The organism is Variovorax sp. KBW07 (assembly GCF_003852515.1).
In the GTDB taxonomy this organism is placed as follows: Bacteria; Pseudomonadota; Gammaproteobacteria; order Burkholderiales; family Burkholderiaceae_C; genus Variovorax.
The window spans coordinates 1-21,423 of record NZ_QAJK01000089.1; the positions used below are offsets into that span (position 1 = coordinate 1).

23 protein-coding genes are annotated in these 21,423 nt (G+C 68.2%); 9 read left to right on the forward strand and 14 right to left on the reverse strand.

Translation table 11 applies throughout. The features are described 5' to 3' along the window. Nucleotides 1-175: 175 nt before the first annotated feature. The 3 genes from DBV14_RS18565 to purE are packed head-to-tail and all read right to left on the reverse strand — an operon-like array spanning nt 176 to nt 2,960. The gene (locus tag DBV14_RS18565; RefSeq protein WP_124460787.1) at nt 176-1,177 is read right to left on the reverse strand and encodes an L-threonylcarbamoyladenylate synthase; all 1,002 of its coding nucleotides are present in this window, start codon (nt 1,175-1,177) and stop codon (nt 176-178) included. Continuing rightward, entirely contained in the window at nt 1,174-2,406 is a 1,233-nt protein-coding gene (locus DBV14_RS18570) for a 5-(carboxyamino)imidazole ribonucleotide synthase (protein ID WP_124460789.1), read from the reverse strand. Before DBV14_RS18570 ends, DBV14_RS18565 begins: the two co-directional genes overlap by 4 nt. Continuing rightward, nucleotides 2,403-2,960, reverse strand: a complete 558-nt coding sequence (gene purE, locus DBV14_RS18575; protein ID WP_124460792.1) for a 5-(carboxyamino)imidazole ribonucleotide mutase — start codon at nt 2,958-2,960, stop codon at nt 2,403-2,405. The genes DBV14_RS18570 and purE overlap by 4 nt, the downstream gene beginning before the upstream one ends. Nucleotides 2,961-2,996: 36 nt before the next feature. Between purE and DBV14_RS18580 the strand changes: the two genes are divergently transcribed. Together DBV14_RS18580 and DBV14_RS18585 are read left to right on the forward strand one after the other, a co-directional pair. After that, a complete protein-coding gene (locus DBV14_RS18580; RefSeq protein WP_124460794.1) occupies nt 2,997-3,917 on the forward strand; it encodes a tetratricopeptide repeat protein in 921 nt (306 codons plus the stop codon). A 163-nt stretch (nt 3,918-4,080) separates the two neighbouring features. Continuing rightward, entirely contained in the window at nt 4,081-4,524 is a 444-nt protein-coding gene (locus DBV14_RS18585) for an META domain-containing protein (protein WP_124460796.1), read from the forward strand. 37 nt (nt 4,525-4,561) lie between these two features. Here the strand turns inward: DBV14_RS18585 and DBV14_RS18590 are convergent, their stop codons facing one another. From DBV14_RS18590 to DBV14_RS18605, 4 genes are all read right to left on the reverse strand, one after another. After that, nucleotides 4,562-5,467 carry a phosphoribosylaminoimidazolesuccinocarboxamide synthase gene (locus tag DBV14_RS18590; protein WP_124460799.1) on the reverse strand — a complete coding sequence of 302 codons (906 nt, stop codon included), beginning with the start codon at nt 5,465-5,467 and terminating at the stop codon, nt 4,562-4,564. A gap of 104 nt (nt 5,468-5,571) precedes the next feature. Further along, on the reverse strand, nt 5,572-6,636 hold the full coding sequence (fba, locus tag DBV14_RS18595) for a class II fructose-bisphosphate aldolase (RefSeq protein ID WP_081268804.1): 1,065 nt from the start codon (nt 6,634-6,636) through the stop codon (nt 5,572-5,574). A 66-nt stretch (nt 6,637-6,702) separates the two neighbouring features. After that, nucleotides 6,703-7,644: an alpha/beta hydrolase gene (locus tag DBV14_RS18600; RefSeq protein WP_124460801.1), complete on the reverse strand. Its 942-nt coding sequence runs from the start codon at nt 7,642-7,644 to the stop codon at nt 6,703-6,705. A gap of 35 nt (nt 7,645-7,679) precedes the next feature. Next, entirely contained in the window at nt 7,680-8,165 is a 486-nt protein-coding gene (locus DBV14_RS18605; protein ID WP_093242762.1) for an Lrp/AsnC family transcriptional regulator, read from the reverse strand. A 136-nt stretch (nt 8,166-8,301) separates the two neighbouring features. Between DBV14_RS18605 and DBV14_RS18610 the strand changes: the two genes are divergently transcribed. Beyond that, on the forward strand, nt 8,302-9,318 hold the full coding sequence (locus DBV14_RS18610; RefSeq protein ID WP_124460803.1) for a 1-aminocyclopropane-1-carboxylate deaminase: 1,017 nt from the start codon (nt 8,302-8,304) through the stop codon (nt 9,316-9,318). Between the two features lie 114 nt (nt 9,319-9,432). Here DBV14_RS18610 and pyk read toward each other — a convergent pair whose 3' ends face one another. From pyk to DBV14_RS18625, 3 genes are all read right to left on the reverse strand, one after another. Next, nucleotides 9,433-10,881, reverse strand: a complete 1,449-nt coding sequence (gene pyk, locus DBV14_RS18615) for a pyruvate kinase (RefSeq protein ID WP_124460805.1) — start codon at nt 10,879-10,881, stop codon at nt 9,433-9,435. A 95-nt stretch (nt 10,882-10,976) separates the two neighbouring features. Next, nucleotides 10,977-12,170 carry a phosphoglycerate kinase gene (locus DBV14_RS18620; RefSeq protein ID WP_124460807.1) on the reverse strand — a complete coding sequence of 398 codons (1,194 nt, stop codon included), beginning with the start codon at nt 12,168-12,170 and terminating at the stop codon, nt 10,977-10,979. A gap of 91 nt (nt 12,171-12,261) precedes the next feature. Next, a complete protein-coding gene (locus DBV14_RS18625; RefSeq protein ID WP_124460809.1) occupies nt 12,262-13,170 on the reverse strand; it encodes a LysR family transcriptional regulator in 909 nt (302 codons plus the stop codon). Between the two features lie 84 nt (nt 13,171-13,254). Between DBV14_RS18625 and DBV14_RS18630 the strand changes: the two genes are divergently transcribed. The 6 genes from DBV14_RS18630 (at nt 13,255) to DBV14_RS18655 (ending at nt 18,856) form a co-directional block, all read left to right on the forward strand. Continuing rightward, nucleotides 13,255-13,845 carry a VOC family protein gene (locus tag DBV14_RS18630; protein ID WP_260397115.1) on the forward strand — a complete coding sequence of 197 codons (591 nt, stop codon included), beginning with the start codon at nt 13,255-13,257 and terminating at the stop codon, nt 13,843-13,845. Next, on the forward strand, nt 13,838-14,959 hold the full coding sequence (locus DBV14_RS18635) for a S9 family peptidase (RefSeq protein ID WP_124460811.1): 1,122 nt from the start codon (nt 13,838-13,840) through the stop codon (nt 14,957-14,959). The genes DBV14_RS18630 and DBV14_RS18635 overlap by 8 nt, the downstream gene beginning before the upstream one ends. A 7-nt stretch (nt 14,960-14,966) precedes the next feature. After that, nucleotides 14,967-16,634, forward strand: coding sequence for an FAD-dependent monooxygenase (locus DBV14_RS18640; protein ID WP_124460813.1), 1,668 nt, complete (start codon nt 14,967-14,969; stop codon nt 16,632-16,634). Continuing rightward, the gene (locus DBV14_RS18645; protein ID WP_124460815.1) at nt 16,631-16,837 is read left to right on the forward strand and encodes a DUF2783 domain-containing protein; all 207 of its coding nucleotides are present in this window, start codon (nt 16,631-16,633) and stop codon (nt 16,835-16,837) included. Before DBV14_RS18640 ends, DBV14_RS18645 begins: the two co-directional genes overlap by 4 nt. Continuing rightward, nucleotides 16,834-17,814 (forward strand): MBL fold metallo-hydrolase, encoded by a 981-nt coding sequence (locus tag DBV14_RS18650; protein ID WP_124460817.1) that lies wholly within the window; start codon nt 16,834-16,836, stop codon nt 17,812-17,814. Before DBV14_RS18645 ends, DBV14_RS18650 begins: the two co-directional genes overlap by 4 nt. Before the next feature lie 64 nt (nt 17,815-17,878). Continuing rightward, complete coding sequence (locus DBV14_RS18655; protein ID WP_124460819.1) at nt 17,879-18,856, forward strand: tripartite tricarboxylate transporter substrate binding protein; 978 nt, start codon at nt 17,879-17,881, stop codon at nt 18,854-18,856. Between the two features lie 33 nt (nt 18,857-18,889). On the opposite strand, the gene DBV14_RS18660 is transcribed toward DBV14_RS18655, so the two are convergent. Genes DBV14_RS18660 through DBV14_RS18675 form a run of 4 tightly spaced genes read right to left on the reverse strand, consistent with a single transcriptional unit; the run spans nt 18,890 to nt 21,421 of the window. Then, nucleotides 18,890-19,225, reverse strand: coding sequence for an AzlD domain-containing protein (locus DBV14_RS18660; protein WP_124460821.1), 336 nt, complete (start codon nt 19,223-19,225; stop codon nt 18,890-18,892). Next, entirely contained in the window at nt 19,222-19,962 is a 741-nt protein-coding gene (locus tag DBV14_RS18665) for an AzlC family ABC transporter permease (RefSeq protein WP_124460823.1), read from the reverse strand. The genes DBV14_RS18660 and DBV14_RS18665 overlap by 4 nt, the downstream gene beginning before the upstream one ends. After that, nucleotides 19,962-20,918, reverse strand: a complete 957-nt coding sequence (gene fmt / locus DBV14_RS18670; RefSeq protein WP_124460826.1) for a methionyl-tRNA formyltransferase — start codon at nt 20,916-20,918, stop codon at nt 19,962-19,964. Before fmt ends, DBV14_RS18665 begins: the two co-directional genes overlap by 1 nt. Then, complete coding sequence (locus DBV14_RS18675) at nt 20,915-21,421, reverse strand: hypothetical protein (protein WP_124460828.1); 507 nt, start codon at nt 21,419-21,421, stop codon at nt 20,915-20,917. Before DBV14_RS18675 ends, fmt begins: the two co-directional genes overlap by 4 nt. Nucleotides 21,422-21,423 lie beyond the last annotated feature (2 nt).

The following is a 21,423-nucleotide window of genomic DNA, read 5'->3' on the forward strand; positions in this document are numbered from 1 at the left end:
TGGTGTACCGCTGATCAACGACCACTCTGATGACGCTCACGCGGATGGTGTGCTCTGCGCAGCGAAATAAAGGAGGAGCGAAGCGGGGGACATTCGCGGAGCAGAGCACACCGTCGGCGTGAGCGGCGCCCTGAACAGCGGCGATTACCAAGCAAAGCAGATCACAGCCGGAATCTCAGGCCGCGGACGCGCGCTGAAGACGATCGCGCACACCTTCCCACTCGGGCGTGTCGGGCGGGGTTTCGATCCATATCAACTTGACCCCCTGGGCGTCGAACTCCCGCAGCACCGCGAACAGCTGCTGCGCGGCAGCCGCCGCGTCGTCGGGCATGCGCCGCTGCAACACGCGCTGCGAGCGGCATCGGATGGTGGCGCGCGACCACACCGCGATGTGCGCCGCATTCGCGCCCAGCACGTCCAGGCCCGTCTGGATTGCCTTCGCGTCCATCAGCCGCACCTTGGCGTCGGGGGCGTAGTGCGCTTCGAGCGTGCCCGAGGCGCGCGGGTCGGGGGTTTCCAGCACTTCGCGGTCGCTCAGCTTTTCGCCGCAGGCCGCTTCGATCTGCGCGCGCGTGATCAGGCCGGGGCGCAGCAGCACGGGCGCGCCGCGGCTGCAGTCGACGATGGTCGACTCGATGCCCACTTCGCAGGCGCCGCCGTCGATCACCAGCAATGTGTCGCCGAACTCGTCGTACACGTGCTGGGCAGTGGTCGGGCTCACGCGGCCGAAGCGGTTGGCGCTGGGGCCCGCGAGGCCGGGCACGCCCTGCTCGGCACAGGCCTCCAGCAGCGCCTGCGCCACGGGGTGCGAGGGGCAGCGCAGGCCGATGGTGTCTTGTCCGCCGGCGGCGGCGGCGCCCACGCCGGGCTGGCGCGTGACGATCAGCGTGAGCGGGCCGGGCCAGAAGGCCTGCACCAGCTTCTGCGCGAACGGCGGCAGCGGCTGGGCGAAGCGCGACAGCGCCTGGGTGCCCTTGATGCCGGCCGCCACGTGGACGATCAGCGGATGGTCCGACGGCCGGCCCTTGGCCGCGAAGATGCCCGCAACGGCGCTGTCGCTGCTCGCGTCGGCACCCAGACCGTAGACGGTTTCGGTCGGGAACGCGACGAGGCCGCCCGCGCGCAGCACGCGCGCTGCTTCGGCAATGGCTTCGGGGGATTGGCCGTCGAGGATCATGCGAGTCCGGACGCGTCCACCGGCGGCAGGCCCAGCAGCAAGGCCGCCTGCGACGCGGTGGCGCGCACGCCTTCGAGCGTGGCGCCGGTCAGGGTCAGGTGGCCCATCTTGCGGCCGCGCCGGGGCTCCATCTTTCCGTACAGGTGCAGGTGGACGCCGGGCAACGCGAGCACTTCGCCCCATGGCGGCGAGACGGGCTTGCTGTCGGCCTTGCCGTCGGCGCCTTCACCGGCCGGCGACGACGATGACGACGGAAACCACAGGTCGCCCAGCAGGTTCAGCATGATCGCGGGGCTGTGCTGGCGCGGCGCGGCCAGCGGCAGGCCGGCGAGGGTGCGCACCTGCAGCTCGAACTGCGACACGTCGCAGGCTTCCATCGTGTAGTGGCCGCTGTTGTGCGGGCGCGGCGCCATTTCGTTGACGACCAGCGAGCCGTCGGCCAGCGCGAAGAACTCGACGCACAGCACGCCCACGTAGTTCAGGCCGTTGGCAATGCTCCTGGCGGAATTGACCGCGCCTTGCGCCACCGTCTTGGGCATGTTCTGCGGATGCACTTCGGTCACGGCGAGGATGCCGTCGCGGTGCAGGTTGCGCTGCGGCGGAAAGTGCACCAGTTGGCCATCACGCCCGCGCGCAAGGATCACCGAGCATTCGAATTCGAGCGGCAACAACTTTTCGAGCACGCAGGGCACGCAGCCGGTGGCCTGCCAGGCCTCGACCAGCTCGGCGCGGGTGCTCACGCGCTGCTGGCCCTTGCCGTCGTAACCCAGGCGCGCGGTTTTCAAAATGCCGGGCAGCAGGTGGTCTTCGACGGCGGCCAGTTCGGCGGCCGTCTGGATGGCGGCATAGGGCGCGCAAGGCACGCCGCAGCGCGTGAAGTGGGCCTTCTCGGCGATGCGGTCCTGCGCGATGGCAATGGCCGCGGCGCCCGGCGACACGGGCCGCGCCACCGCCAGGTGCTCCAGCGAAGGCGCCGGCACGTTCTCGAATTCGGTGGTGACGGCATCGGCCAGGCCGGCAAGGCGCGCCAGGCCGTCGACGTCGGCGTAGTCGGTGTGGATGTGGTTGTGGCTCACGCGGCCGGCGGGGCTGTCGGCATCAGGGTCGAGCACCGCCGTGAAGTAGCCCATGCGCTGGGCGGCGTGGGCGAACATGCGCCCCAGTTGCCCGCCGCCGAGCACGCCGAGCGTGGCGCCCGGAAGAATGGGCAGGTCGCTGTTCTGGGTCACAGGGCACCTCCGCCTTGCGGCGAGAAAGGGGAAATGGCTGGCGGTGGCGCCTCGCCGGCGGCCACCGGCGGCAGCGTCATGGCTTCGGCTGCGGCGGTCTGGGCCGTGCGGAAGGCGTCGAGCCTTGCGCGCAGCGCCGCATCGTTCACCGCCAGCATCGCCACCGCGAACAGCGCCGCATTGGCCGCGCCCGCGTTGCCGATGGCAAAGGTGGCCACGGGCACGCCCTTGGGCATCTGCACGATGCTGTAGAGCGAATCGACGCCCTGCAGGTGGCGGCTGGCCACCGGGACGCCGAGCACCGGCACCGTGGTCTTGGAGGCCAGCATGCCCGGCAGATGGGCCGCGCCACCCGCTCCCGCGATGATCGCGGCAAGGCCGCGCCCGGCGGCACTTTCGGCATACGCAAAGAGCGCATCGGGCATCCGGTGGGCCGAGACCACCTTTGCTTCGTGGCTGATTCCGAATTGCTGGAGAATCTCGACCGCGTTGCGCATCGTCTCCCAATCGGAGCTCGAGCCCATCACTACACCGACCTGAATGGTTTCGTTCATGGTTTCAATTTTACGTTTCACCCCCAGTTGGTTCCGATGATCGACATCACTCTCGAAAATTTCCAGGCCGAGCTGGTCGAAGGCTCCGTCGCCACGCCGGTGTTGCTCGACATCTGGGCCGAATGGTGCGGACCCTGCAAACAGCTCGGGCCGGTGCTTGAAAAACTCGAAGTCGAGTACGGCGGGCGCTTCACGCTGGCCAAGCTCGACGCCGACAAGGTGCCGCAGATTTCGTCGCAGCTGTCCGAAATGTTCGGCGTGCGCAGCATCCCGTTCTGCGTGATGTTCAAGGACGGCCAGCCGGTCGACGGCTTCGTCGGCGCCATTCCGGCCGAAAAAATCCGTGAATTCCTCGACAAGCACGTGCCGGGCGCCGATGAAGCCGAGGCCGCCTCGGAAGAAGCCGCCGCGCAGGAAGCGCTGGCCGGGGGCGACACCCTGGGCGCGCTCGAAAAACTGCAGCACGCGGTGGCCACCGACCCGGCCAACGACGACGCCCGCTTCGACTACATCAAGCTGCTGCTGCAGGAAGGCCGCGTCGACGACGCCAAGGTCGCCTTTGCCCCGGTGATCGCCAAAACCACGCTGGTGCGCCGCTTCGACTCGCTGCAGCGCTGGATGGATGCTATCGATTTCGCAGCACCCGTCACCGGTGCGGCGCCCGCTGCAGCCGATTTCGAGGCCAGGATCGCCGCCAACAAGCGCGACTTCGAGGCCCGCTTCGGCCGTGCCCGCCTGCTGATGGCCGCGCAGCGCTGGACCGACGCCATGGACGAGCTGCTCGACATCCTGATGCGCGACAAGAGCTGGAGCGAAGACCTCGCCCGCAAGACCTACATCGCGATCCTCGACCTGATCGAGCCGCCCAAGGTGAAGGTGGCCGACGGGCAGATTCCGCCGGACGACCCGGTCGTGGCCACGTACCGCCGCCGCCTGAGCAGCATCGTGCTGAGCTGATCCGGCTGCGCATCGAACAGAACAAGCGACCCCCGGGTCGCTTTTTCATGCCCGCCCGGCACGCACCCGGCATCCGGCACAGGGGCGGCATTGGCGGGCCCCGCGCCGTCGCATACGATCACGCCCGATTCAACTTGTTGCAGATCGAAAAGGAAGACTGGCCATGCGTTCTTTCGCCCGCCGACTCGCGCTCCCCGTCCTTGCGACGGCGGCGCTGCTGACCACATTGACCGGCTGCGGCAGCGGCATCAGCCTGGACGAGCCGATCGAAGGCCCGCTGTGGCGCCTCGCACAGCTGGGCGACGAGCCCATCGGGCCGGGCAGCGATGCGCAGATCCAGTTCGACCGCAGCAGCGGCCGGGTCAGCGGTTCGGGCGGCTGCAACCGGGTCTCGGGCAGCTTCACGCGCAGCGGCATCACGCTGAAGATCGGCCAGCTGGCCTCGACGCGCATGGCCTGCGCCGACCCGACGCGCGGCGCCAATGAAGCGCAGTTCCTGGCGGCCCTGCAAAGCACCGCGAGCTACAGGCTGGCGCCGGGGCGGCTCGCGCTGCTGGACGCCAGCGGGCGGACCGTGGCGCTGCTGAATTCGGGCGGAAGCCGCTGAGCGAGAAGCGGAGGAAGCGGGCGGCCGCCCCGCGGAATCAGCCGGTGAGGCGCTCCAACGCCTCGCGGTACTTGGCCGCAGTCTTCTCGATCACCTCGGCGGGCAGGCGCGGCGCGGGCGGCGTCTTGTCCCAGGGCTTGCCGTTGATCTTGGTGGCTTCGAGCCAGTCGCGCACGAACTGCTTGTCGTAGCTGGGCGGGTTGGTGCCGGCGGCCAGCGCGGCCTGGTAGCCCTCGACCGGCCAGTAGCGCGAGCTGTCGGGCGTGAGCACTTCGTCCATCAGCACCAGCGTGCCGGCTTCGTCCAGGCCGAATTCGAACTTGGTGTCGGCAATGATCATTCCCTTGGTCAGGGCGATCTGCGCGGCGGTTTCGTAGATGGCAATGCTGGTTTCGCGAATCTGCTGGGCCAGCTTGGGGCCGACGATCTCGACCACGCGTTCGTAGCTGATGTTCTCGTCGTGCTCGCCGGCCGCGGCCTTGGCGGCGGGCGTGAAGATCGGGCGCGGCAGCTTGCTCGCGTTGGTCAGGCCCTCGGGCAGTGGCACGCCGCAGACCGATCGGCTTTCCTGGTATTCCTTCCAGCCGCTGCCGGCCAGGTAGCCGCGCACCACGGCCTCGACCGGAATCGGCTTCAGGCGCTTGACCAGCATCGAGCGCTGGGTGACCTGCGGCACTTCGTCGGCCGTGACCACGCTCTCGGGCGCATCGCCCGTCAGGTGGTTGGGGCAGAGCTGGCCGAGCCGCTCGAACCACCACAGCGCCATCTGCGTGAGGATCTCGCCCTTGCCGGGAATGGGCTCGCCCATGATCACGTCGAAGGCGCTGAGCCGGTCGCTCGCGACCATCAGGATGCGGTCTTCGCCGACGGCGTAGTTGTCGCGCACCTTGCCGCGCGCAAGCAGGGGCAGGCTCTGGATGGAGGAGGTGTGGACGGTGGTCATGGAACAGTGCTCTGGGAACGGGAAAACAGGGTGACGTGGAAAACGGATTGTGCGCGCAGAAAAAAGCCACCGCGAACGGTGGCCTTCGAATCGCGGGGAAGTTGTTAGACGACTTCCTGGGCCAGTTCGCCCTTGGCGTACTTGGCGGCGACCACTTGCAGCGTGTCGCCCTTGATCTTGGCGCCCTGGCCTTCGCAGCCGAACTCGATGTAGCGCTGCTTGCAGATCAGCTTGGCGGCTTCGCGCGCCGGCTTGAGCCACTCGCGGGCATCGAACTTCTCGGGGTTCTCGAACAGGAACTTGCGCACCGCGCCGGTCATGGCCAGGCGGATGTCGGTGTCGATGTTGATCTTGCGCACGCCATGCTTGATGGCTTCCTGGATTTCCTTGACGGGCACACCGTAGGTTTCCTTCATGTTGCCGCCGTACTGGCGAATGATGGCCAGCAGCTCCTGCGGCACGCTCGACGAGCCGTGCATCACCAGGTGGGTGTTGGGAATGCGGCGGTGGATTTCCTTGATGCGGTCGATCGCCAGGATGTCGCCGGTGGGCTCGCGCGTGAACTTGTAGGCGCCATGGCTGGTGCCGATGGCAATGGCCAGCGCGTCGATCTGGGTGCGCTTGACGAAGTCGGCGGCCTGCTCGGGGTCGGTCAGCAACTGCTCGCGCGTCATGGTGTCGTCGGTGCCGTGGCCGTCTTCCTTGTCGCCCTTCATGGTCTCCAGCGAGCCCAGGCAGCCGAGTTCGCCTTCGACGGTCACGCCCAGGCGGTGGGCCATGTCCGACACCTTCTTGGTGACGTCCACGTTGTAGTCGTAGCTGGCAATGGTCTTGCCGTCGGCTTCGAGCGAGCCGTCCATCATGACCGAGCTGAAGCCCAGGTCGATGGCGCCCTTGCAGACGTCGGGGTTCTGGCCGTGGTCCTGGTGCATGACCAGCGGAATGTTGGGGTACTGCTCGATGGCGGCCTGGATCAGGTGCTTGATGAAGGCTTCGCCGGCGTACTTGCGGGCACCCGCGCTGGCTTGCAGGATGACGGGGGCGCCGGTTTCCTTGGCGGCCTCCATCACGGCCTGGACCTGTTCGAGGTTGTTGACGTTGAAGGCCGGGATGCCGTAGCCATTGGCTGCGGCATGGTCGAGCAGTTCGCGCATCGAGACGAGTGCCATGGGGAAATACCTCGCGGGAATTAGGGAAAAAGAGAAGACGGAAAGACGAGAAAAACTATCCCAATTCTACCGAGCGCCCTTGTGGGACGACACTGACGCCAACCCGAGGAAATCCATGACAGGCGGCAGCACCGGGCCTCCCAGCCACTGGATCGGCTTGGCGAAGGCGCCGATCAGCGTGACGTGGCTCAGGTTGTCGAACAGCTGCACCTGTACCGGCACGCCCGCGGCACGCAGCGCGGCGGCCATCTGGCCGGTGTTGCGGTCGGGGTAGACCAGGTTGTCCTTGGCCGCCGCCAGCAGCAGCGTCCGGGGCGAGGCCGGGCCGGCATGCGCCAGCGGTTGCGAGTCGCGCGGCGTGTTCGGCCAGTTGAAAGCGGCCTGCGCCTGGGGGTCGCCGATGGGCAGGAAGTCGTAGGGGCCGGCCAGGCCGATCCAGCCCGCCAGCTGCTTCGGGCTGGCGCCCACCTCGGCCAGCCAGCGCGCGTCCAGCGCCACCATGGCGGCGTTGTAGCCGCCCGAGCTGTGGCCCATCACGTAGACCTGCCGAGGGTCGGCGCCCAGCTGGGCGGCGTTGTCGAGCGCCCATTTGACGGCCAGCGCGCTGTCGCGCACGAACACCGGGTAGGTGAAGGTGGGCGACAGCCCGTAGTCGGGAATCACCACCACCGCGCCGCGCGCGGCCAGCGCCTCGCCGATGAACTTGTAGCTGGCGCGGTCGCCGCTGCTCCAGGTGCCGCCGAAGAAGAACACCACCAGCGGCCGAGCACCCGACGCCGGCAGCGTGGCCGGCAGCGGCTGGTAGACGTCGAGCAGCTGGCGCGGCGCCTGGCCGTAGGCGATGCCGCCCTGGAACTGGTAGGTGTCGCCGGGCACCAGCCGGTTGAGCACCTTGATCGGCGAACAGGCCGACAGCAGGGCCGCACCGGTGACGGTGAAGGCGGCGGCGAGGGCACCGCGGCGCCGGCGCAAGGACTTGTGGAAAGTCGCGAAAGTGGAAAAGCTCATCGACACAGTACGCACGCCGGCGCGCACCGGTTTCGTCAGATCGGAAGCTGCGTGGTCGACAGCACTTGCTTCAAGACGACGAAGGTGCGGATCTGCCGCACGCCCGGCAGGTACAGCAACTGCTCGGCGTGCAGGCGGTTGAAACTGTCGTTGTCGCGGGTGCGCACCAGCATGAAGTAGTCGAACTCGCCCGAGACCACATGGCATTCGAGGCAGCCCGACACCTTCTGCGCGGCCTTCTCGAAGTCGGCGAAGGAGTCGGGCGTGGAGCGGTCGAGCACCACGCCGATCATCACCAGCATGCCCAGGTCGAGCGCGTCGGGGTCGAGCAGCGCCACCACGCCCTTGATGAGCCCCGCCGCCTTGAGCCGCTCGACGCGGCGCAGGCAGGCCGGCGCGCTGAGGTTCACCTTGGCCGCCAGCGCCACGTTCGACACCGAGGCGTCGCGCTGCAGAGCGCGAAGAATGGCGCGGTCGGTGCGGTCCAGCTCAGGGGCGACACGCAATTTTGTTGTGCTCATGTGCTTTCTCGCGGCGTGAAAGTTTCTGTGCGACCCATCGTGCCTTTTTTTCACACGTATATCCAGAAAACTTCGCAAGCACGTTGCGAGCCCTTCTTCCTACGATCAGGGGCACCAACCCCCTGGAGCCAAGCAGATGAACCTGAAGAAGTTTCCCCGCCACGCCCTGACCTTCGGGCCGACGCCGATCCACCCCCTGAAGCGGCTCAGCACACACCTCGGCGGCAAGGTCGATCTCTACGCCAAGCGCGAGGACTGCAACAGCGGCCTGGCCTTCGGCGGCAACAAGACCCGCAAGCTCGAGTACCTGATTCCCGAGGCGCTCGAAGGCGGCTACGACACGCTGGTGTCCATCGGCGGCATCCAGTCCAACCAGACGCGGCAGGTGGCGGCGGTGGCGGCGCACCTGGGCCTGAAGTGCGTGCTGGTGCAGGAGAACTGGGTCAACTACTCCGACGCCGTGTACGACCGGGTCGGCAACATCGAGATGTCGCGCATCCTGGGGGCCGAAGTGCGGCTCGATGCGGCGGGCTTCGACATCGGCATCCGCAAGAGCTGGGAGCAGGCCATGGCCGACGTGCGCAAGGCCGGCGGCAAGCCCTTTCCCATTCCGGCCGGCTGCTCGGAGCATCCGCGCGGTGGGCTGGGCTTCGTCGGCTTTGCCGAAGAAGTGCGGCAGCAGGAAGCCGAGCTGGGCTTCAAGTTCGACTACATCGTGACCTGCTCGGTCACCGGCAGCACCCAAGCTGGCATGGTGGTGGGCTTTGCGGCCGACGGGCGCGCCGACCGCGTGATCGGCATCGACGCCTCGGCCAAGCCGCAACAGACCTTCGAGCAGATCGTGCGCATTGCGAAGGGCACGGCCGAGCTGGTCGAGCTGGGCCGCGACATCACCGAGAAGGACGTGGTGCTGGACCGCCGCTTCGGCGGGCCCGAATACGGGCTGCCGAACGAAGGCACGCTGGAGGCAATTCGCCTGTGCGCGCGCTTCGAGGGCATGCTGACCGACCCCGTGTACGAGGGCAAGTCGATGCACGGGATGATCGAGAAAGTGCGGCTGGGGGAGTTCCCGGCCGGCTCGAAGGTGCTGTATGCCCACCTGGGCGGGGTGCCCGCACTGAACGCCTACAGCTTCCTGTTCAGGAACGGCTAGAAATTGGCACTTCCCCAGGCTGCGCGCACTTCGTGTCGCTTCTCCAACCCCCTCGCCGGGGGCAACACCAGCGGCCCGGCAAAGCCGGTTCCGCGGTGTTTCTGAAAGTACCCGTCAGCTCGCCCGGCAGATCTTCAGCATGTTGGTGCCGCCCGGGGCACCCATCGGCTCGCCGCAGGTGATGGCGTACACGTCGCCGGTCTGGACGATGCCGCGCTTCTTCAGATGGGCTTCGGCCTGCTCGAGCGCGGTGTCGCGGTCGGTCTGCGAATCCATCAGCAGCGGGCGCACGTTGCGGTACAGCGCCAGCTTGCGCTGGGTGGCCAGGCGCGAGGTCAGCGCGTACATGGGAATGTGCGCGCGGTGGCGGCTCATCCACAGCATGGTGGCGCCCGACTCGGTCAGCGCCACGATGGCCTTGGCGCCCAGGTGGTGCGCCGTGAACAGCGCGCCCATGGCAATCGACTGGTCGATGCGGCTGTAGGTCTTGCCGCTGAAGTCGGCGTCGAGCGTCTTGTCTTCGGCGGCCTCTGCGGCCTCGCAGATGCGGCTCATTTCCTGCACGGTTTCGAGCGGGTAGCGGCCCGAGGCGGTTTCGGCCGAGAGCATCACGGCGTCGGTGCCGTCGAGCACGGCGTTGGCCACGTCGCTCACTTCGGCGCGCGTGGGCACGGGGTTGGTGATCATCGACTCCATCATCTGGGTCGCGGTGATGACCACCTTGTCCATGTCGCGCGCCATGCGGATCATTTTTTTCTGCAGCGCGGGCACGGCGGCATTGCCGACTTCAACGGCCAGGTCGCCACGCGCGACCATGATGCCGTCGCTGGCACGCAGGATTTCTTCCAGCTTGGGAATGGCCTCGGCGCGCTCGATCTTGGCGATCATGCCGGGCTTGTGGCCGAACTCGGCGGCCGCCACGTTGCACAGCTGGCGCGCCATTTCCATGTCGGTCGCGTTCTTGGGAAAGCTCACGGCCACGTAGTCGGCCTGGAAGCTCATCGCGGTCTTGATGTCTTCCATGTCCTTGGCGGTGAGCGCCGGCGCCGTGAGGCCGCCGCCCTGCTTGTTGATGCCCTTGTTGTTCGACAGCTCGCCGCCCAGCTTGACCGTGGTGTGCACGGCTTCGCCGCGAACGGCGTCAACGGTCAGCACGATCAGGCCGTCGTTCAGCAGCAGCTTGTCGCCGGGCTTTACGTCGCGCGGCAGGTCCTTGTAGTCCAGGCCCACGGCGTCGATGTCGCCCAGCTCGGTGCGGGAGGCGTCGAGCACAAACTTGGCGCCCGGCTCCAGCCAGACCTTGCCCTGCGCGAACTTGCCGACGCGGATCTTCGGGCCCTGCAGGTCGGCCATGATGGCCACTTCGCGCCCCACCTTGCGGGCAGCTTCGCGCACCATGGCGGCACGGTCGATGTGGTCCTGCGCCGTACCGTGGCTGAAATTGAGCCGCACCACGCTGACCTTGGCCAGGATCATCTGCTCCAGCAGTTCCGGCGTGTTGGACGCCGGACCGAGCGTGGCAACGATCTTGGTGGCGTGGCGGGGGATGCGGTCCGTGCTCATGAAGGTAGTCTCCGTTTTGTATTCGCTACTGTATACACTTTGTGTGTCTGACGGAAGTCACCCCATGGGTTTTCCCGCCGCCGCCACGGCCGGGGTCAGCCGGCTGCGCGCCTGGCCAGGATCTCGAAGGCCGGCAGCGTCTTGCCTTCCAGCACTTCGAGAAACGCGCCGCCGCCGGTCGAGATGTAGCCCACGTCTTTTTCGATGCCGTACTTGGCGATGGCTGCGAGCGTGTCGCCGCCGCCGGCGATCGAGAACGCGCTGCTCTCGGCAATGGCCTGCGCGATGGCCTTGGTGCCGCCCGCGAAGGCGTCGAACTCGAACACGCCCACAGGGCCGTTCCAGACGATGGTGCCGGCTTCGCGCAGTTGCGCGGCCAGGATGGCGGAGGTCTTGGGGCCGATGTCGAGGATCAGGTCGTCGTCGGCCACGTCGTTCGCGTCCTTGACGGTGGCGACCGCATCGGCCGCGAAGGTCTTGGCCGTGACCACGTCCACCGGAATCGGCACGTCGGCGCCGCGTGCGCGCATGGCGTCGATCACCGCCTTGGCCTGGTCCAGCAGGTCGGGCTCGGCCAGCGACTTGCCGATCTTCAGGCCGGCCGCCAGCATGAAGGTGTTGGCAATGCCGCCACCGACGATCAGTTGGTCGACATTGGCCGACAGGCTCTTGAGGATGGTCAGCTTGGTGCTGACCTTCGAGCCCGCCACGATGGCCACCAGCGGCCGCTTGGGCTGCGCCAGCGCCTTGGTGATGGCGTCCATCTCGGCGGCCAGCAGCGGGCCGGCCGCGGCGATCTTCGCGAACTGCGCAATGCCGTAGGTGGTGGCCTCGGCGCGGTGCGCGGTGCCGAAGGCGTCGTTCACGTAGATGTCGGTCAGCGCGGCCAGCTTGCGGGCCAGCGCCTCGTCGTTCTTCTTCTCGCCCTTGTTGACGCGGCAGTTCTCGAGCAGCACGACCTGGCCGGGCTTCACGTCGACGCCGTCGACCCAGTTGGCGACCAGCGGCACCTCGCGGCCGAGCAGTTCGCCCAGGCGCTTGGCCACGGGAGCCAACGAGTCTTCGGGCTTGAATTCGCCTTCGGTCGGGCGGCCCAGGTGCGAGGTGACCATCACGGCCGCGCCGGCGTCGAGTGCCAGCTGGATGCAGGGCACCGAGGCGCGCACGCGCGTGTCTTCGTTGATGTTGCCGGCGTCGTCTTGCGGCACGTTGAGGTCGGCACGGATGAAAACGCGCTGGCCGGCGGCCTTGCCTTGCGCACAAAGGTCGGTGAATCGAATGACGTTCATGGATCTGGAGGTGGTGGAAGACGGGTCGGCCTGCATTGTAGGTTTGGCCCCACGGCGCCCCTGAGCGCCTCATGCGCTTTCCCGATGCTTTTCAGCCCTTCTGCTGGGCCTTGGCGAAACGCTCGAGAATTTCCACGAAGCTCGCCGCCGCCGGGGACAGCGTGCGCCGCGCCGCGCTGTAGACGCACACCTCGCGGTGGAAGTCCGGCGATTCGAGCCGCACCATCTGCAGCCCATGGGCGCGCACCAGCGGCGCCGAATAGGTCGGGCACACGGTGAGCCCGAGCCCCGACGCCACCATGCCAAGCGCGGTCGTCATGTACGACACCTCCTGGGTGCCGGGGCGCAGCATGTACGCGCGCTCGGCCGGCGCCAGCTCGGGCAGCACGCGCTGGCGAAAGTCGCGCGTGGGCGCAATGAAGGTGTAGGGCTCCAGCTCGTGCCAGCGCACCTTGCGGCGCTTTGCAAAGGCGTGCCCCGGCGGGCAGATCAGCCAGTGGCGGTCGCGGAACAGCGTGCGGCGCTCGATGGCGCCGTCGTCGGTGGCCACGTCCTGCCCCACGGCCAGCTCGACGTCGCCGGCCATCACGCCCGCGAGCAGGTGCTCGGGCAGCGTGTCGGCCAGCCGCACGTCGATGTCGGGGTACGCCTCGCGGTAGACGGCAATCACGCGCGGCATCAGCGTGCAGGCCATGAGCTGCGGCGCTGCAAGCCGTAGCAAGCCTTTCTTCTTGTCACGCAGGTCGGTCACGCCGGCCACCGCGCTGCTGAGGTCGCCGAGCAGCCGGTGCACCGACGGCAGGAACTCCCGCCCCGCGTCCGACAGCTGCACGCGGCGCGTGTGCCGGTCGAACAGCTGCACGCCCATTTCGCGCTCGAGTTCGCGCACCAGCACGCTGAGCGCCGACTGCGTGAGGTGCAGCTGCTGCGCCGCCGCGGTGAAGCTGCCGGTTTCGGCCACGGCGGCAAAGGCGCGCAATTGGCGCAAGGTCAGATTCATATGGTTATTTCATCAATCGATGAATTAATTTCGATTGCATCATAAGACGCGGCATCGCCCAATCGGGGCTCACCGGAGACACGCATGCCGACGACTGCCGCAACGGCCCCACTCACCACGTCAACCACGACGCCAACCACGCCGCTCGCGCCCCCCGTGCGCGGGCTGCACCACTTCGCCTGGCGCTGCCGCGACAGCGAAGAAACGCGCCAGTTCTACGAAGACCTGCTGGGCCTGCCGCTGGCCCACGTCATCAAGAGCGACCACGTGCCGAGCACGGGCGAGTACTGCCCCTACGTGCACATCTTTTTCCAGATGCGCGACGGCTCGTACATCGCCTTCTTCGACCTGGGCGACGACATTGCCGCGCTGCCTTCGCCGAACACGCCTTCCTGGGTGAACCACATCGCGCTGCGCGTCGATTCGGTGGCCGATCTGCTTGCTGCCAAGGCACGGCTCGAAGGCGCCGGCATCGAGGTGCTGGGCGTGACCGACCACCACATCATCGAGTCGATCTACTTCTTCGATCCCAACGGCATCCGCGTGGAGCTGACCACGCCGACCGTGCCGCAGGCCGAGATGGACGCGCACGCGCTGCGCGCCCGTGCGGACCTCGATGCGTGGACCGTGCGCAAGGCACAACTGCGTGCGGCGAAAGGCGTTGCGAATGGCTGAGCTGCAACTCGCCGTCATCGATGTGAAGCCCGGCGCGTCGATGGAGAGCCAGTCGGGCCTGCAGCTGCTGCGCCCGCGCATCTACGGCGCCTTTCGCGCACCGCAGGGCCCGAAAAAAATCGCGGCCATCGTGATGCACCCGACCAGCAATTTCATGGGCCACTACCTGATCGAGCCGCTGGCCGAGCGCGGCATCTGCTGCATGGGCCTGAACTCGCGCTTCGTCGGCAACGACACGGTGCTGCTGATGGAACGCGCCATCCAGGACCTGGGCGCCGGCGTGCAATACCTGCGCGCGGCCGGCTACGAGAAGGTGCTGCTGGTCGGCAACTCGGGCGGTGCCGCGCTCGCCGCCTTCTACCAGGCGCAGGCCGAGAAGCTCACGGCCACGCACCTGCCCGACGGCGATCCCACGCACCTGCACCCAAGCGACCTTCCGCCCGTGGACGGCATCGCGCTGTGCGCCGCGCACCTGGGCCGCACGCGGCTGATGCGCGACTGGATCGACCCTTCGGTCACCGACGAGCACGACCCGCTCTCGGTCGACCCCGACCTGGACATGTACGACCCGCGCCATCGCATGCCCTACGACGCCGGCTTTCTCGCGCGCTTCAGCGCGGCACAGAAGGCACGGCTGGACCGCATCGAGCAGTGGGCCGTCGACCGGCTGGCAATGCTGCGCCGCACGCCGGGTGCGCCGCGCGACCAGGCCTTCGTCGTCTACCGCACGCACGCCGATCCGCGCTGCGTCGACCTCTCGCTCGACGCCAACGACCGGCTGCCCGGCAGCGTGTGGGGCGATGCGCGACAGGTGAACTACTCGGCCAATGCGATGGGACGCACCACGTCATTGACGGCGTTCCTCTCGCAGTGGTCGTCGCGCTCCCAGGCCGACGGGCCGACCAACCTTGCGCGCACCACGGTGCCCAAGCTGCTGCTGACCTACACCGGCGACCAGTCGACCTTTCCGAGCACGCGCGACGCGTGGATGGCCGCCGGCGGATCGCGCATCCGCAATGTCGACATCGTGAGCGGCAACCACTACCTGGCCGGCCAGCCGCATCTGATTCCGAAGGCAGCCGACGCCATTGCCGAGTTTGCTCACGCGCTGTAGACACCCCATGGAAAACTTTGCTTTTGCACCGGCCTACGAGCTGCCGGCCTGGCCCTTCGTGCCTCCGCCCGAACTGGGCAGCCCGACTGTCGTCCGGCATCCGATCGTGATCGTCGGCGCGGGGCCTTCGGGCCTCACGCTGGCCTGCGACCTGGCGCAACGCGGCGTGCACGCGGTGCTGCTCGACGAAGACGACACCGTCGGCGTGCGCGGTGCGTCGTCGCGCGGCATCTGCTATGCGCAGAAGAGCCTGGAGATCTTCGAGCGCCTGGGCATCTACGAGCGCATCGCGGCCAAGGGCATCACCTGGTCGTTCGGGCGCACCTTCTCGGGCGAACAGGAGGTCTACAACTTCAACCTGCAGGCGAACAGCGTTTCGAAGCAGCCGCCGTTCATCAACCTGCAGCAGTTCTATGTGGAGTGGTTCCTGGTCGAGCGCATCCTCGAACTGGGACGCACCGACGTGCGCTGGAAGAGCCGCGTGACCCACGTCGAACCGCTGCGCGACGGTGTGCGCATCGACATCGAGACGCCCGCCGGCAGCTACAGCATCGAGGCCGACCACCTCATCGACGCCACGGGCGCCAACAGCCCGATCCGCACGCAGCTCGGCATCGAGGCGCACGCCTCGCGCAGCACCGACCGCTGGTGCATCAGCGACGTGCGCTTCAAGAAGCCGCTGCCGACCGAACGCTGGACCTGGGTCGACGCGCCCTTCAACGAAGGCCGTGGCGTCTGGCAGCACCTGATGGCCGACGGCGTGTGGCGCATCGACTACCAGATGCCGGAAGATTGCGACACGGCCCACATCAGCAAGCCCGAAGTGGCGGGCGCGCGGCTGCGCGAGCAGCTCGGGCCGGGCGTGGAGTTCGAGTTCGTGTGGATCGGTCCGTATGGCTACCGCGACCACCTGCTCGACAGCTTTCGCCACGGCCATGTGTTCTTCATCGGCGATGCGGCCCATGTGGTGAGCCCGTTCGGCGCGCGCGGCGGCAACAGCGGCATCCAGGACGCAGCAAACCTCGGATGGAAGCTGGCGCTGGTCGCGCAGGGGAAGGCCGGTGACGCGCTGCTCGACAGCTACGACGCCGAGCGCCAGCCTGCGGCACGGCAGAACCTTGAAGTGACGAGCCGCTCGGCCCGCTTCCTTGCGCCGCGCTCGCCGGCCGAGCACACGCTGCGGCGCGCCGTGGTGGCGCTGGCTGCGCGCCATCCGTTTGCGCGGGCGCTGGTGAACACCGGTCGCATGTCGGTCGCGAACGACTATCCGGCGGCAGCGCAATTGCCCGACGGCGCGCGCTCGGTGCAGAACCTGCCGCTGCGCTGGGCCGGTGGGCGCGAGACGACGCTGATGCAATTGCTGGCCGAGGGAACGCAATGCATCGGCCTGTGGTTCGCGCCGACGCGCGGCGAGGCCGACGCCGCCCTCGAAGCGACGGCCTCGCTGCCGCTGCGCCTCATTGCCGTGGGCGGCGACAGCGACCTGCCGACGCTGCAAGCCGACGAAAAGCTCGCGCGGCATCTGGGCATCGGCGAAGAAGCGGGCGGCCTCGTTCTGGTTCGGCCCGACGCCTACCGCGCCGCCGTGCTGGCGCAAGCCACGCCGCAAGCCATCGTTGCCGCGCTGCGCACGGCACTCGCTCACAACGCCAACAACGACCACGGCGCCCCATGAACACCGAGCCCCGCATCCCCGACCCCGACGGCTTCTACGCCGCCCTGCTGGCCGCGCACGAAGGCCTGAGCGAGTCCCGGAGCGCCGACCTCAACGCCCGCCTCGTGCTGCTGCTGGCCAACCAGTGCGCCGACCAGGCCGTGCTGCTGGCCTGCATCCGCGCGGCCGCCGAAGACAACCCCACGACGAACCACACCCCATGAGCGCCAACGTTTCTTTCGCTTCTGCCTCGGACACCCGCGAGCAGAAGCCCCGGCTGCGCGAACTCGCGCCCGATGTGTACGGCTACATCAGCGACTTCGATCCCAACTGCGGCTTCGTCGTCGGCGACGAGCAGGTGGTGCTGATCGACACGCGCCCCACGCCGCGCATGGCGCGCGACTTTCTTGCGGCCATCCGCACGGTGACCGACAAGCCGATCAGGACCATCGTGCTCACGCACTACCACGCGGTGCGCGTGATGGGCGCCAGCGCCTTCGACGAGGTGCAGGCCATCATCGCGAGCAACGGCACGCTGGACTGGATCCGCACGCGCGGCCAGGTCGATTTCGATTCGGAGGTGGGCCGCTTCCCGCGCCTGTTCGCGGGCGTGGAAGAGATTCCGGGCCTGACGTATCCGACCCAGAGCTTCCAGGGCGAGATGAGCCTGTGGCTCGGCCCGCGCCCCGGCACGGGCCGCGAGCTGCGGCTGATGGCGCTGGGCCGTGGCCACTCCAGCGGCGACACGGTCGCGTGGCTGCCCGACTGCGGCGTGCTGTTCTCGGGCGACGTGGTCGAGAACCACTGCGGCGTGTACGCGGGCGATGCCTACATCGGCGACTGGGCCGGCACGCTCGACGCGGTGCTGGCGCTGAAGCCGCGCGTGCTGGTGCCCGGGCGCGGCGCGGTGCTGCAGGACGAAGCCGCCTGCGCCGGGGCCATCGGACTGACCAAGGCTTTTCTCTCGACGCTGCTGGACAGCGTGCGCGCCGGCATTGCCGCCGGCGAGACGCTGCGCGGCTGCTTCGCGCGCGCCGAGGCCGCCATGATGCCGCGCTTCGGCGACTGGCCCGTGTTCCAGCACGTGCTGCCCTTCGACGTGTCGCGCGCCTACGACGAGCTGCGCGGCATCGAGCACCCGGTGGTGTGGACCGCCGAGCGCGATCGCGAGCTCTGGCAGGTGCTGCGCGGAGAAACCTGATGTGACCTGACCCGACCTGCCCCGATCCGACCGATTTCAAAACAAGCAACGGAGACAAGAGACGATGACAAAGCGATTCCTTCCCATGCTGGCCGCGGCCCTCGCGCTGGCCACCAGCCCCTTCGCATCCGCGCAGCCGGCGGCCTACCCGAGCCAGCCCGTCAAATGGATCGTGCCGTACGTGGCCGGCGGCGGCACCGACAACCTGGCGCGCTCGCTGGCCGAGGCCATGCAGCCTTCGCTGGGGCAGCCGCTGATCATCGACAACCGGCCCGGCGCCTCCACCAACATCGGCGTGTCGGTGATGATGCAGGCCAAGCCCGACGGCTACACGATCATGCAGGCCGAGAACGCGGCGCTGCTCTTCAACGAGCACATGTTCGCCAAGCTGCCCTACAAGCCCGCGACCGACTTCACCTACATCGGCACCATCGGCCGCTTTCCGGTGGCGCTGGTGGTGCACCCCGACTTTCCCGCGAAGAACGTGGCGGAGTTCGTGCGCTACGTGAAGGCCAACCCCGAGAAGGTGAGCTATGCCTCGCCGGGCAACGGCTCGCCGCACCACATGGCGATGGAGCTGTTCAAGCAGAAGGCCGGCCTGAGCATCACGCACGTGCCGTACAAGGGCGCCGCGCCCGCCATGACCGACGTGATGGGCGGCCAGGTGCCGACGATGATGCTCGACCTTGCTTCAGGCCTGCCGATCATCAAGTCGGGCAAGGTGCGGGTGCTGGCCATCGCGCTCCCGCAACGCGCCAGTGCGCTGCCCGAGGTGCCGACCTTCGTCGAGGCCGGCTTCAGCGACGTCAACGCCTACGCCTTCCACGGCCTGATCGGCCCCGCCGGCATGCCGCCTGAAGCGGTCGCGCGCATCAACAGCGAGCTGCACAAGGCCATGAAGGCGCCGAAGGTGGTGAAGCTGTTCTCGGAGTTCGGCTTCGAGGCGCTGCCGGGCACGCCGCAGGAGTTCTACAAGCTCTCGCGGGCAGAGAGCGAGCGCTGGGGCAAGATCATCCAGGCGGCTGGCGTGAAGCTCGACTGACCTGGCCGGTTGGCCTGCTTGCTTGTTGCCGGCCTACCAGCCCAGGCCGAGGTGCAGCGGCAAATACACAGCCATGCCCGCGAGCATGGTGCCGAGCACACCGCGCCGCCAGTAGTAGTACGCCGCGCCGACGACCGCCGCATACAGGCGGGCGTCGTGCAGCGTGGTGATGAGGTGGCCCTGCGTCATGACGATCTCGGGCGCGATCACGCCGGCCAGCGCCGCGGCCGGCGCGTAGTGCAGCGCACGGTGCGCCCAGTCGGGCAGGCCCCAGGGCCGGTCGAGAATGAAGAAGAAGCAGCGCGTGAGCACGGTGACGAGCGCCAGCCCGACGATCACGCCCAGGGTCCACAGGTCGGTGCCCTTCACTTGTCGTCCTCCGCGGTGGGGTCGAGCCCGAACTGCTTTTCGAGCCAGAAGCACAGCAGCACGGCCACGCCGATGGCCACCACGATGTTGAGCTTGAGCGGCAGCGAATAGGCGGCCACGGCCGTGGCTCCGGCAATCAGCCCGGCCAGCACGCGCAGCCGCGTGGTCGCCATCGAGCAGACGATGGCCACCAGGCTCAGCACGCCCGCGAAGCCCAGGCCCCAGCTCTGCGGAATGAAGTTGGCCAGCGCGATGCCCAGCACGCTCATGCCCATCCACGCGCACCAGGTCACGAAGTAGTTGCCGGTAAGGTACGCCTCTTGCGACTCCTGCTCGGCCGTGGTCAGCGGCGGCTTCGGGTACTGCCGGGTGAACAGCGCATAGCTCATGTCCGCCGTCAGGTAGCCGTGCACGATGCGGCGCCAGCGCGGCATGTGCATGAGGTAAGGGCGCAGGTGCAGGCTGAACACCACGAAGCGCAGGTTGACGCAGAAGCCCGTGGCCAGGATCACCCAGGCCGGCGCGCCCGCGAACAGCAGCGGAATGGCCGCCAGCTGCGAGCTGCCGGCGTAGACCAGCAGGGTCATGGCGAGCGCCTCGATCACGCTCATGTCCGACTTGACCATGGCCACGCCGGTCATCAGGCCCCAGGCGCCGATGCCCAGCGCCACCGAGGACATGTCGCGCACACCCACCCGGAATTCCGGGCGGCGGCGAATGGCTGCCGAAAGAAACATCAGCCGAACACCTGCCCGGCCTTCAGGTCGAAGCCGCGCAGGAAGTCGGCCACCGCCAGGCGCTTGCCGCCCGGACGCTGGAGCTCGGTGAGCATGACGGTGGAGCCGGCCGCCGCCACCGCGACGCCGGTGTCGGAAACGGCCAGGATGGTGCCCGGCGCGGCCGATGCGTCGGCGGCGGCCACCGCGTGGGCGGTCCAGAGCTTGACGGTCTCGCCGTCGAGCGGGCTGTTGGCGCCCGGGAAGGGATCGAAGGCACGCACGCGGCGCACGATGGCCTCGGCCGGCTGGGCCCAGTCGATCAGCGCCTCGTGCTTCTCGACCTTGCTGGCGTAGGTCACGCCTTCGGCCGGTTGCGGCGTGCGGACGAGGTTGCCGATGTTCGCCAGCGCTTGGGCGATCATCCGGCCGCCCATCTCGGCCAGCCGGTCGTGCAGGCGGGCGGTGTTGTCGTCGCCGATGTCGAGGGCTTCGCGCAGCAGCATGTCCCCGGTGTCCAGGCCGGCGTCCATCTGCATGATGGTGATGCCGGTCTGCGCGTCGCCGGCCTCGATGGCGCGGTGAATGGGCGCGGCACCGCGCCAGCGTGGCAACAGGCTGGCGTGGATGTTCAGGCAGCCGTGCTTTGGCAGGTCGAGCACCCACTGCGGCAGGATCAGCCCGTAGGCGGCGACCACCATCACGTCGGGCTGCGCAGCCAGCAGGGCGTCGCGCCCCGCAGCGGCCTCTTCGGGGTACTTGCCGTCGAGCCGAAGGCTGCGCGGCTGGGCGACGGGCCAGTTGTTGGCAACCGCGCACTGCTTGACGGGCGAAGCCTGCAGCTTCATGCCGCGACCGGCGGGCCGGTCGGGCTGGCTCATTACCAGCGCGATGTCATGGCCGGCCGCCGCAATGGCTTCCAGGGCCACGCGCGCAAACTCGGGCGTGCCCGCAAAAACGACCTTGAGGCGGCTCAATCCCGCAGCCGATCGAGTGCGAGATCGTCCCCCGTGTGATAGCGCCGGACCACGCCGGTCGGGTCGATGTAGATATAGAGCATGCGGCGCTCGTTCACGGCTTTGTAGCGCCAGGTCCAGACCACGCCGTCGAACGAGCTGACGCGGGAAATTTCATAGGGCCGGCCATAGAAGGCCATGACGTCGTTCTGGCGCCACTCGTTGACCTTGATGTCCTGGCCGAAGCGCGCCTCGCTCAGCACCTGGGTGGCCGAGACGACCTTGCCCGAGGCGTCCACGTCGATGTCGATGACCTCGAAGCCGGCCGGCATGCGCGAGTACTGCAGGCGCTCGCCGCCGCCGTTCAGCGGATAGCGGCCGGTGGGCGTGCCCAGGCGCTGCAGCGTCTCGGCGGCCGTGGTGCCGGGCTGGATGCGCGTGGGGTCGTTGGCGCAGCCGGCGAGCCCCAGGCTGGCGACCGCGAAAAACCCGAGTGCGCCCAGGGTACCGAGGCTGCGCTTCATGT

What these genes read in the sequence shown, in the direction of transcription:
- DBV14_RS18565 (WP_124460787.1), bottom strand. Translation starts at nt 1,177, where the DNA reads ATGATCCTCGACGGCCAATCCCCCGAAGCCATTGCCGAAGCAGCGCGC.
- purE (WP_124460792.1), bottom strand. Translation starts at nt 2,960, where the DNA reads ATGAACGAAACCATTCAGGTCGGTGTAGTGATGGGCTCGAGCTCCGAT.
- DBV14_RS18580 (WP_124460794.1), top strand. Translation starts at nt 2,997, where the DNA reads ATGATCGACATCACTCTCGAAAATTTCCAGGCCGAGCTGGTCGAAGGC.
- DBV14_RS18585 (WP_124460796.1), top strand. Translation starts at nt 4,081, where the DNA reads ATGCGTTCTTTCGCCCGCCGACTCGCGCTCCCCGTCCTTGCGACGGCG.
- DBV14_RS18590 (WP_124460799.1), bottom strand. Translation starts at nt 5,467, where the DNA reads ATGACCACCGTCCACACCTCCTCCATCCAGAGCCTGCCCCTGCTTGCG.
- fba (WP_081268804.1), bottom strand. Translation starts at nt 6,636, where the DNA reads ATGGCACTCGTCTCGATGCGCGAACTGCTCGACCATGCCGCAGCCAAT.
- DBV14_RS18600 (WP_124460801.1), bottom strand. Translation starts at nt 7,644, where the DNA reads ATGAGCTTTTCCACTTTCGCGACTTTCCACAAGTCCTTGCGCCGGCGC.
- DBV14_RS18605 (WP_093242762.1), bottom strand. Translation starts at nt 8,165, where the DNA reads ATGAGCACAACAAAATTGCGTGTCGCCCCTGAGCTGGACCGCACCGAC.
- DBV14_RS18610 (WP_124460803.1), top strand. Translation starts at nt 8,302, where the DNA reads ATGAACCTGAAGAAGTTTCCCCGCCACGCCCTGACCTTCGGGCCGACG.
- pyk (WP_124460805.1), bottom strand. Translation starts at nt 10,881, where the DNA reads ATGAGCACGGACCGCATCCCCCGCCACGCCACCAAGATCGTTGCCACG.
- DBV14_RS18620 (WP_124460807.1), bottom strand. Translation starts at nt 12,170, where the DNA reads ATGAACGTCATTCGATTCACCGACCTTTGTGCGCAAGGCAAGGCCGCC.
- DBV14_RS18625 (WP_124460809.1), bottom strand. Translation starts at nt 13,170, where the DNA reads ATGAATCTGACCTTGCGCCAATTGCGCGCCTTTGCCGCCGTGGCCGAA.
- DBV14_RS18630 (WP_260397115.1), top strand. Translation starts at nt 13,255, where the DNA reads ATGCCGACGACTGCCGCAACGGCCCCACTCACCACGTCAACCACGACG.
- DBV14_RS18635 (WP_124460811.1), top strand. Translation starts at nt 13,838, where the DNA reads ATGGCTGAGCTGCAACTCGCCGTCATCGATGTGAAGCCCGGCGCGTCG.
- DBV14_RS18640 (WP_124460813.1), top strand. Translation starts at nt 14,967, where the DNA reads ATGGAAAACTTTGCTTTTGCACCGGCCTACGAGCTGCCGGCCTGGCCC.
- DBV14_RS18645 (WP_124460815.1), top strand. Translation starts at nt 16,631, where the DNA reads ATGAACACCGAGCCCCGCATCCCCGACCCCGACGGCTTCTACGCCGCC.
- DBV14_RS18650 (WP_124460817.1), top strand. Translation starts at nt 16,834, where the DNA reads ATGAGCGCCAACGTTTCTTTCGCTTCTGCCTCGGACACCCGCGAGCAG.
- DBV14_RS18655 (WP_124460819.1), top strand. Translation starts at nt 17,879, where the DNA reads ATGACAAAGCGATTCCTTCCCATGCTGGCCGCGGCCCTCGCGCTGGCC.
- DBV14_RS18665 (WP_124460823.1), bottom strand. Translation starts at nt 19,962, where the DNA reads ATGTTTCTTTCGGCAGCCATTCGCCGCCGCCCGGAATTCCGGGTGGGT.
- DBV14_RS18675 (WP_124460828.1), bottom strand. Translation starts at nt 21,421, where the DNA reads ATGAAGCGCAGCCTCGGTACCCTGGGCGCACTCGGGTTTTTCGCGGTC.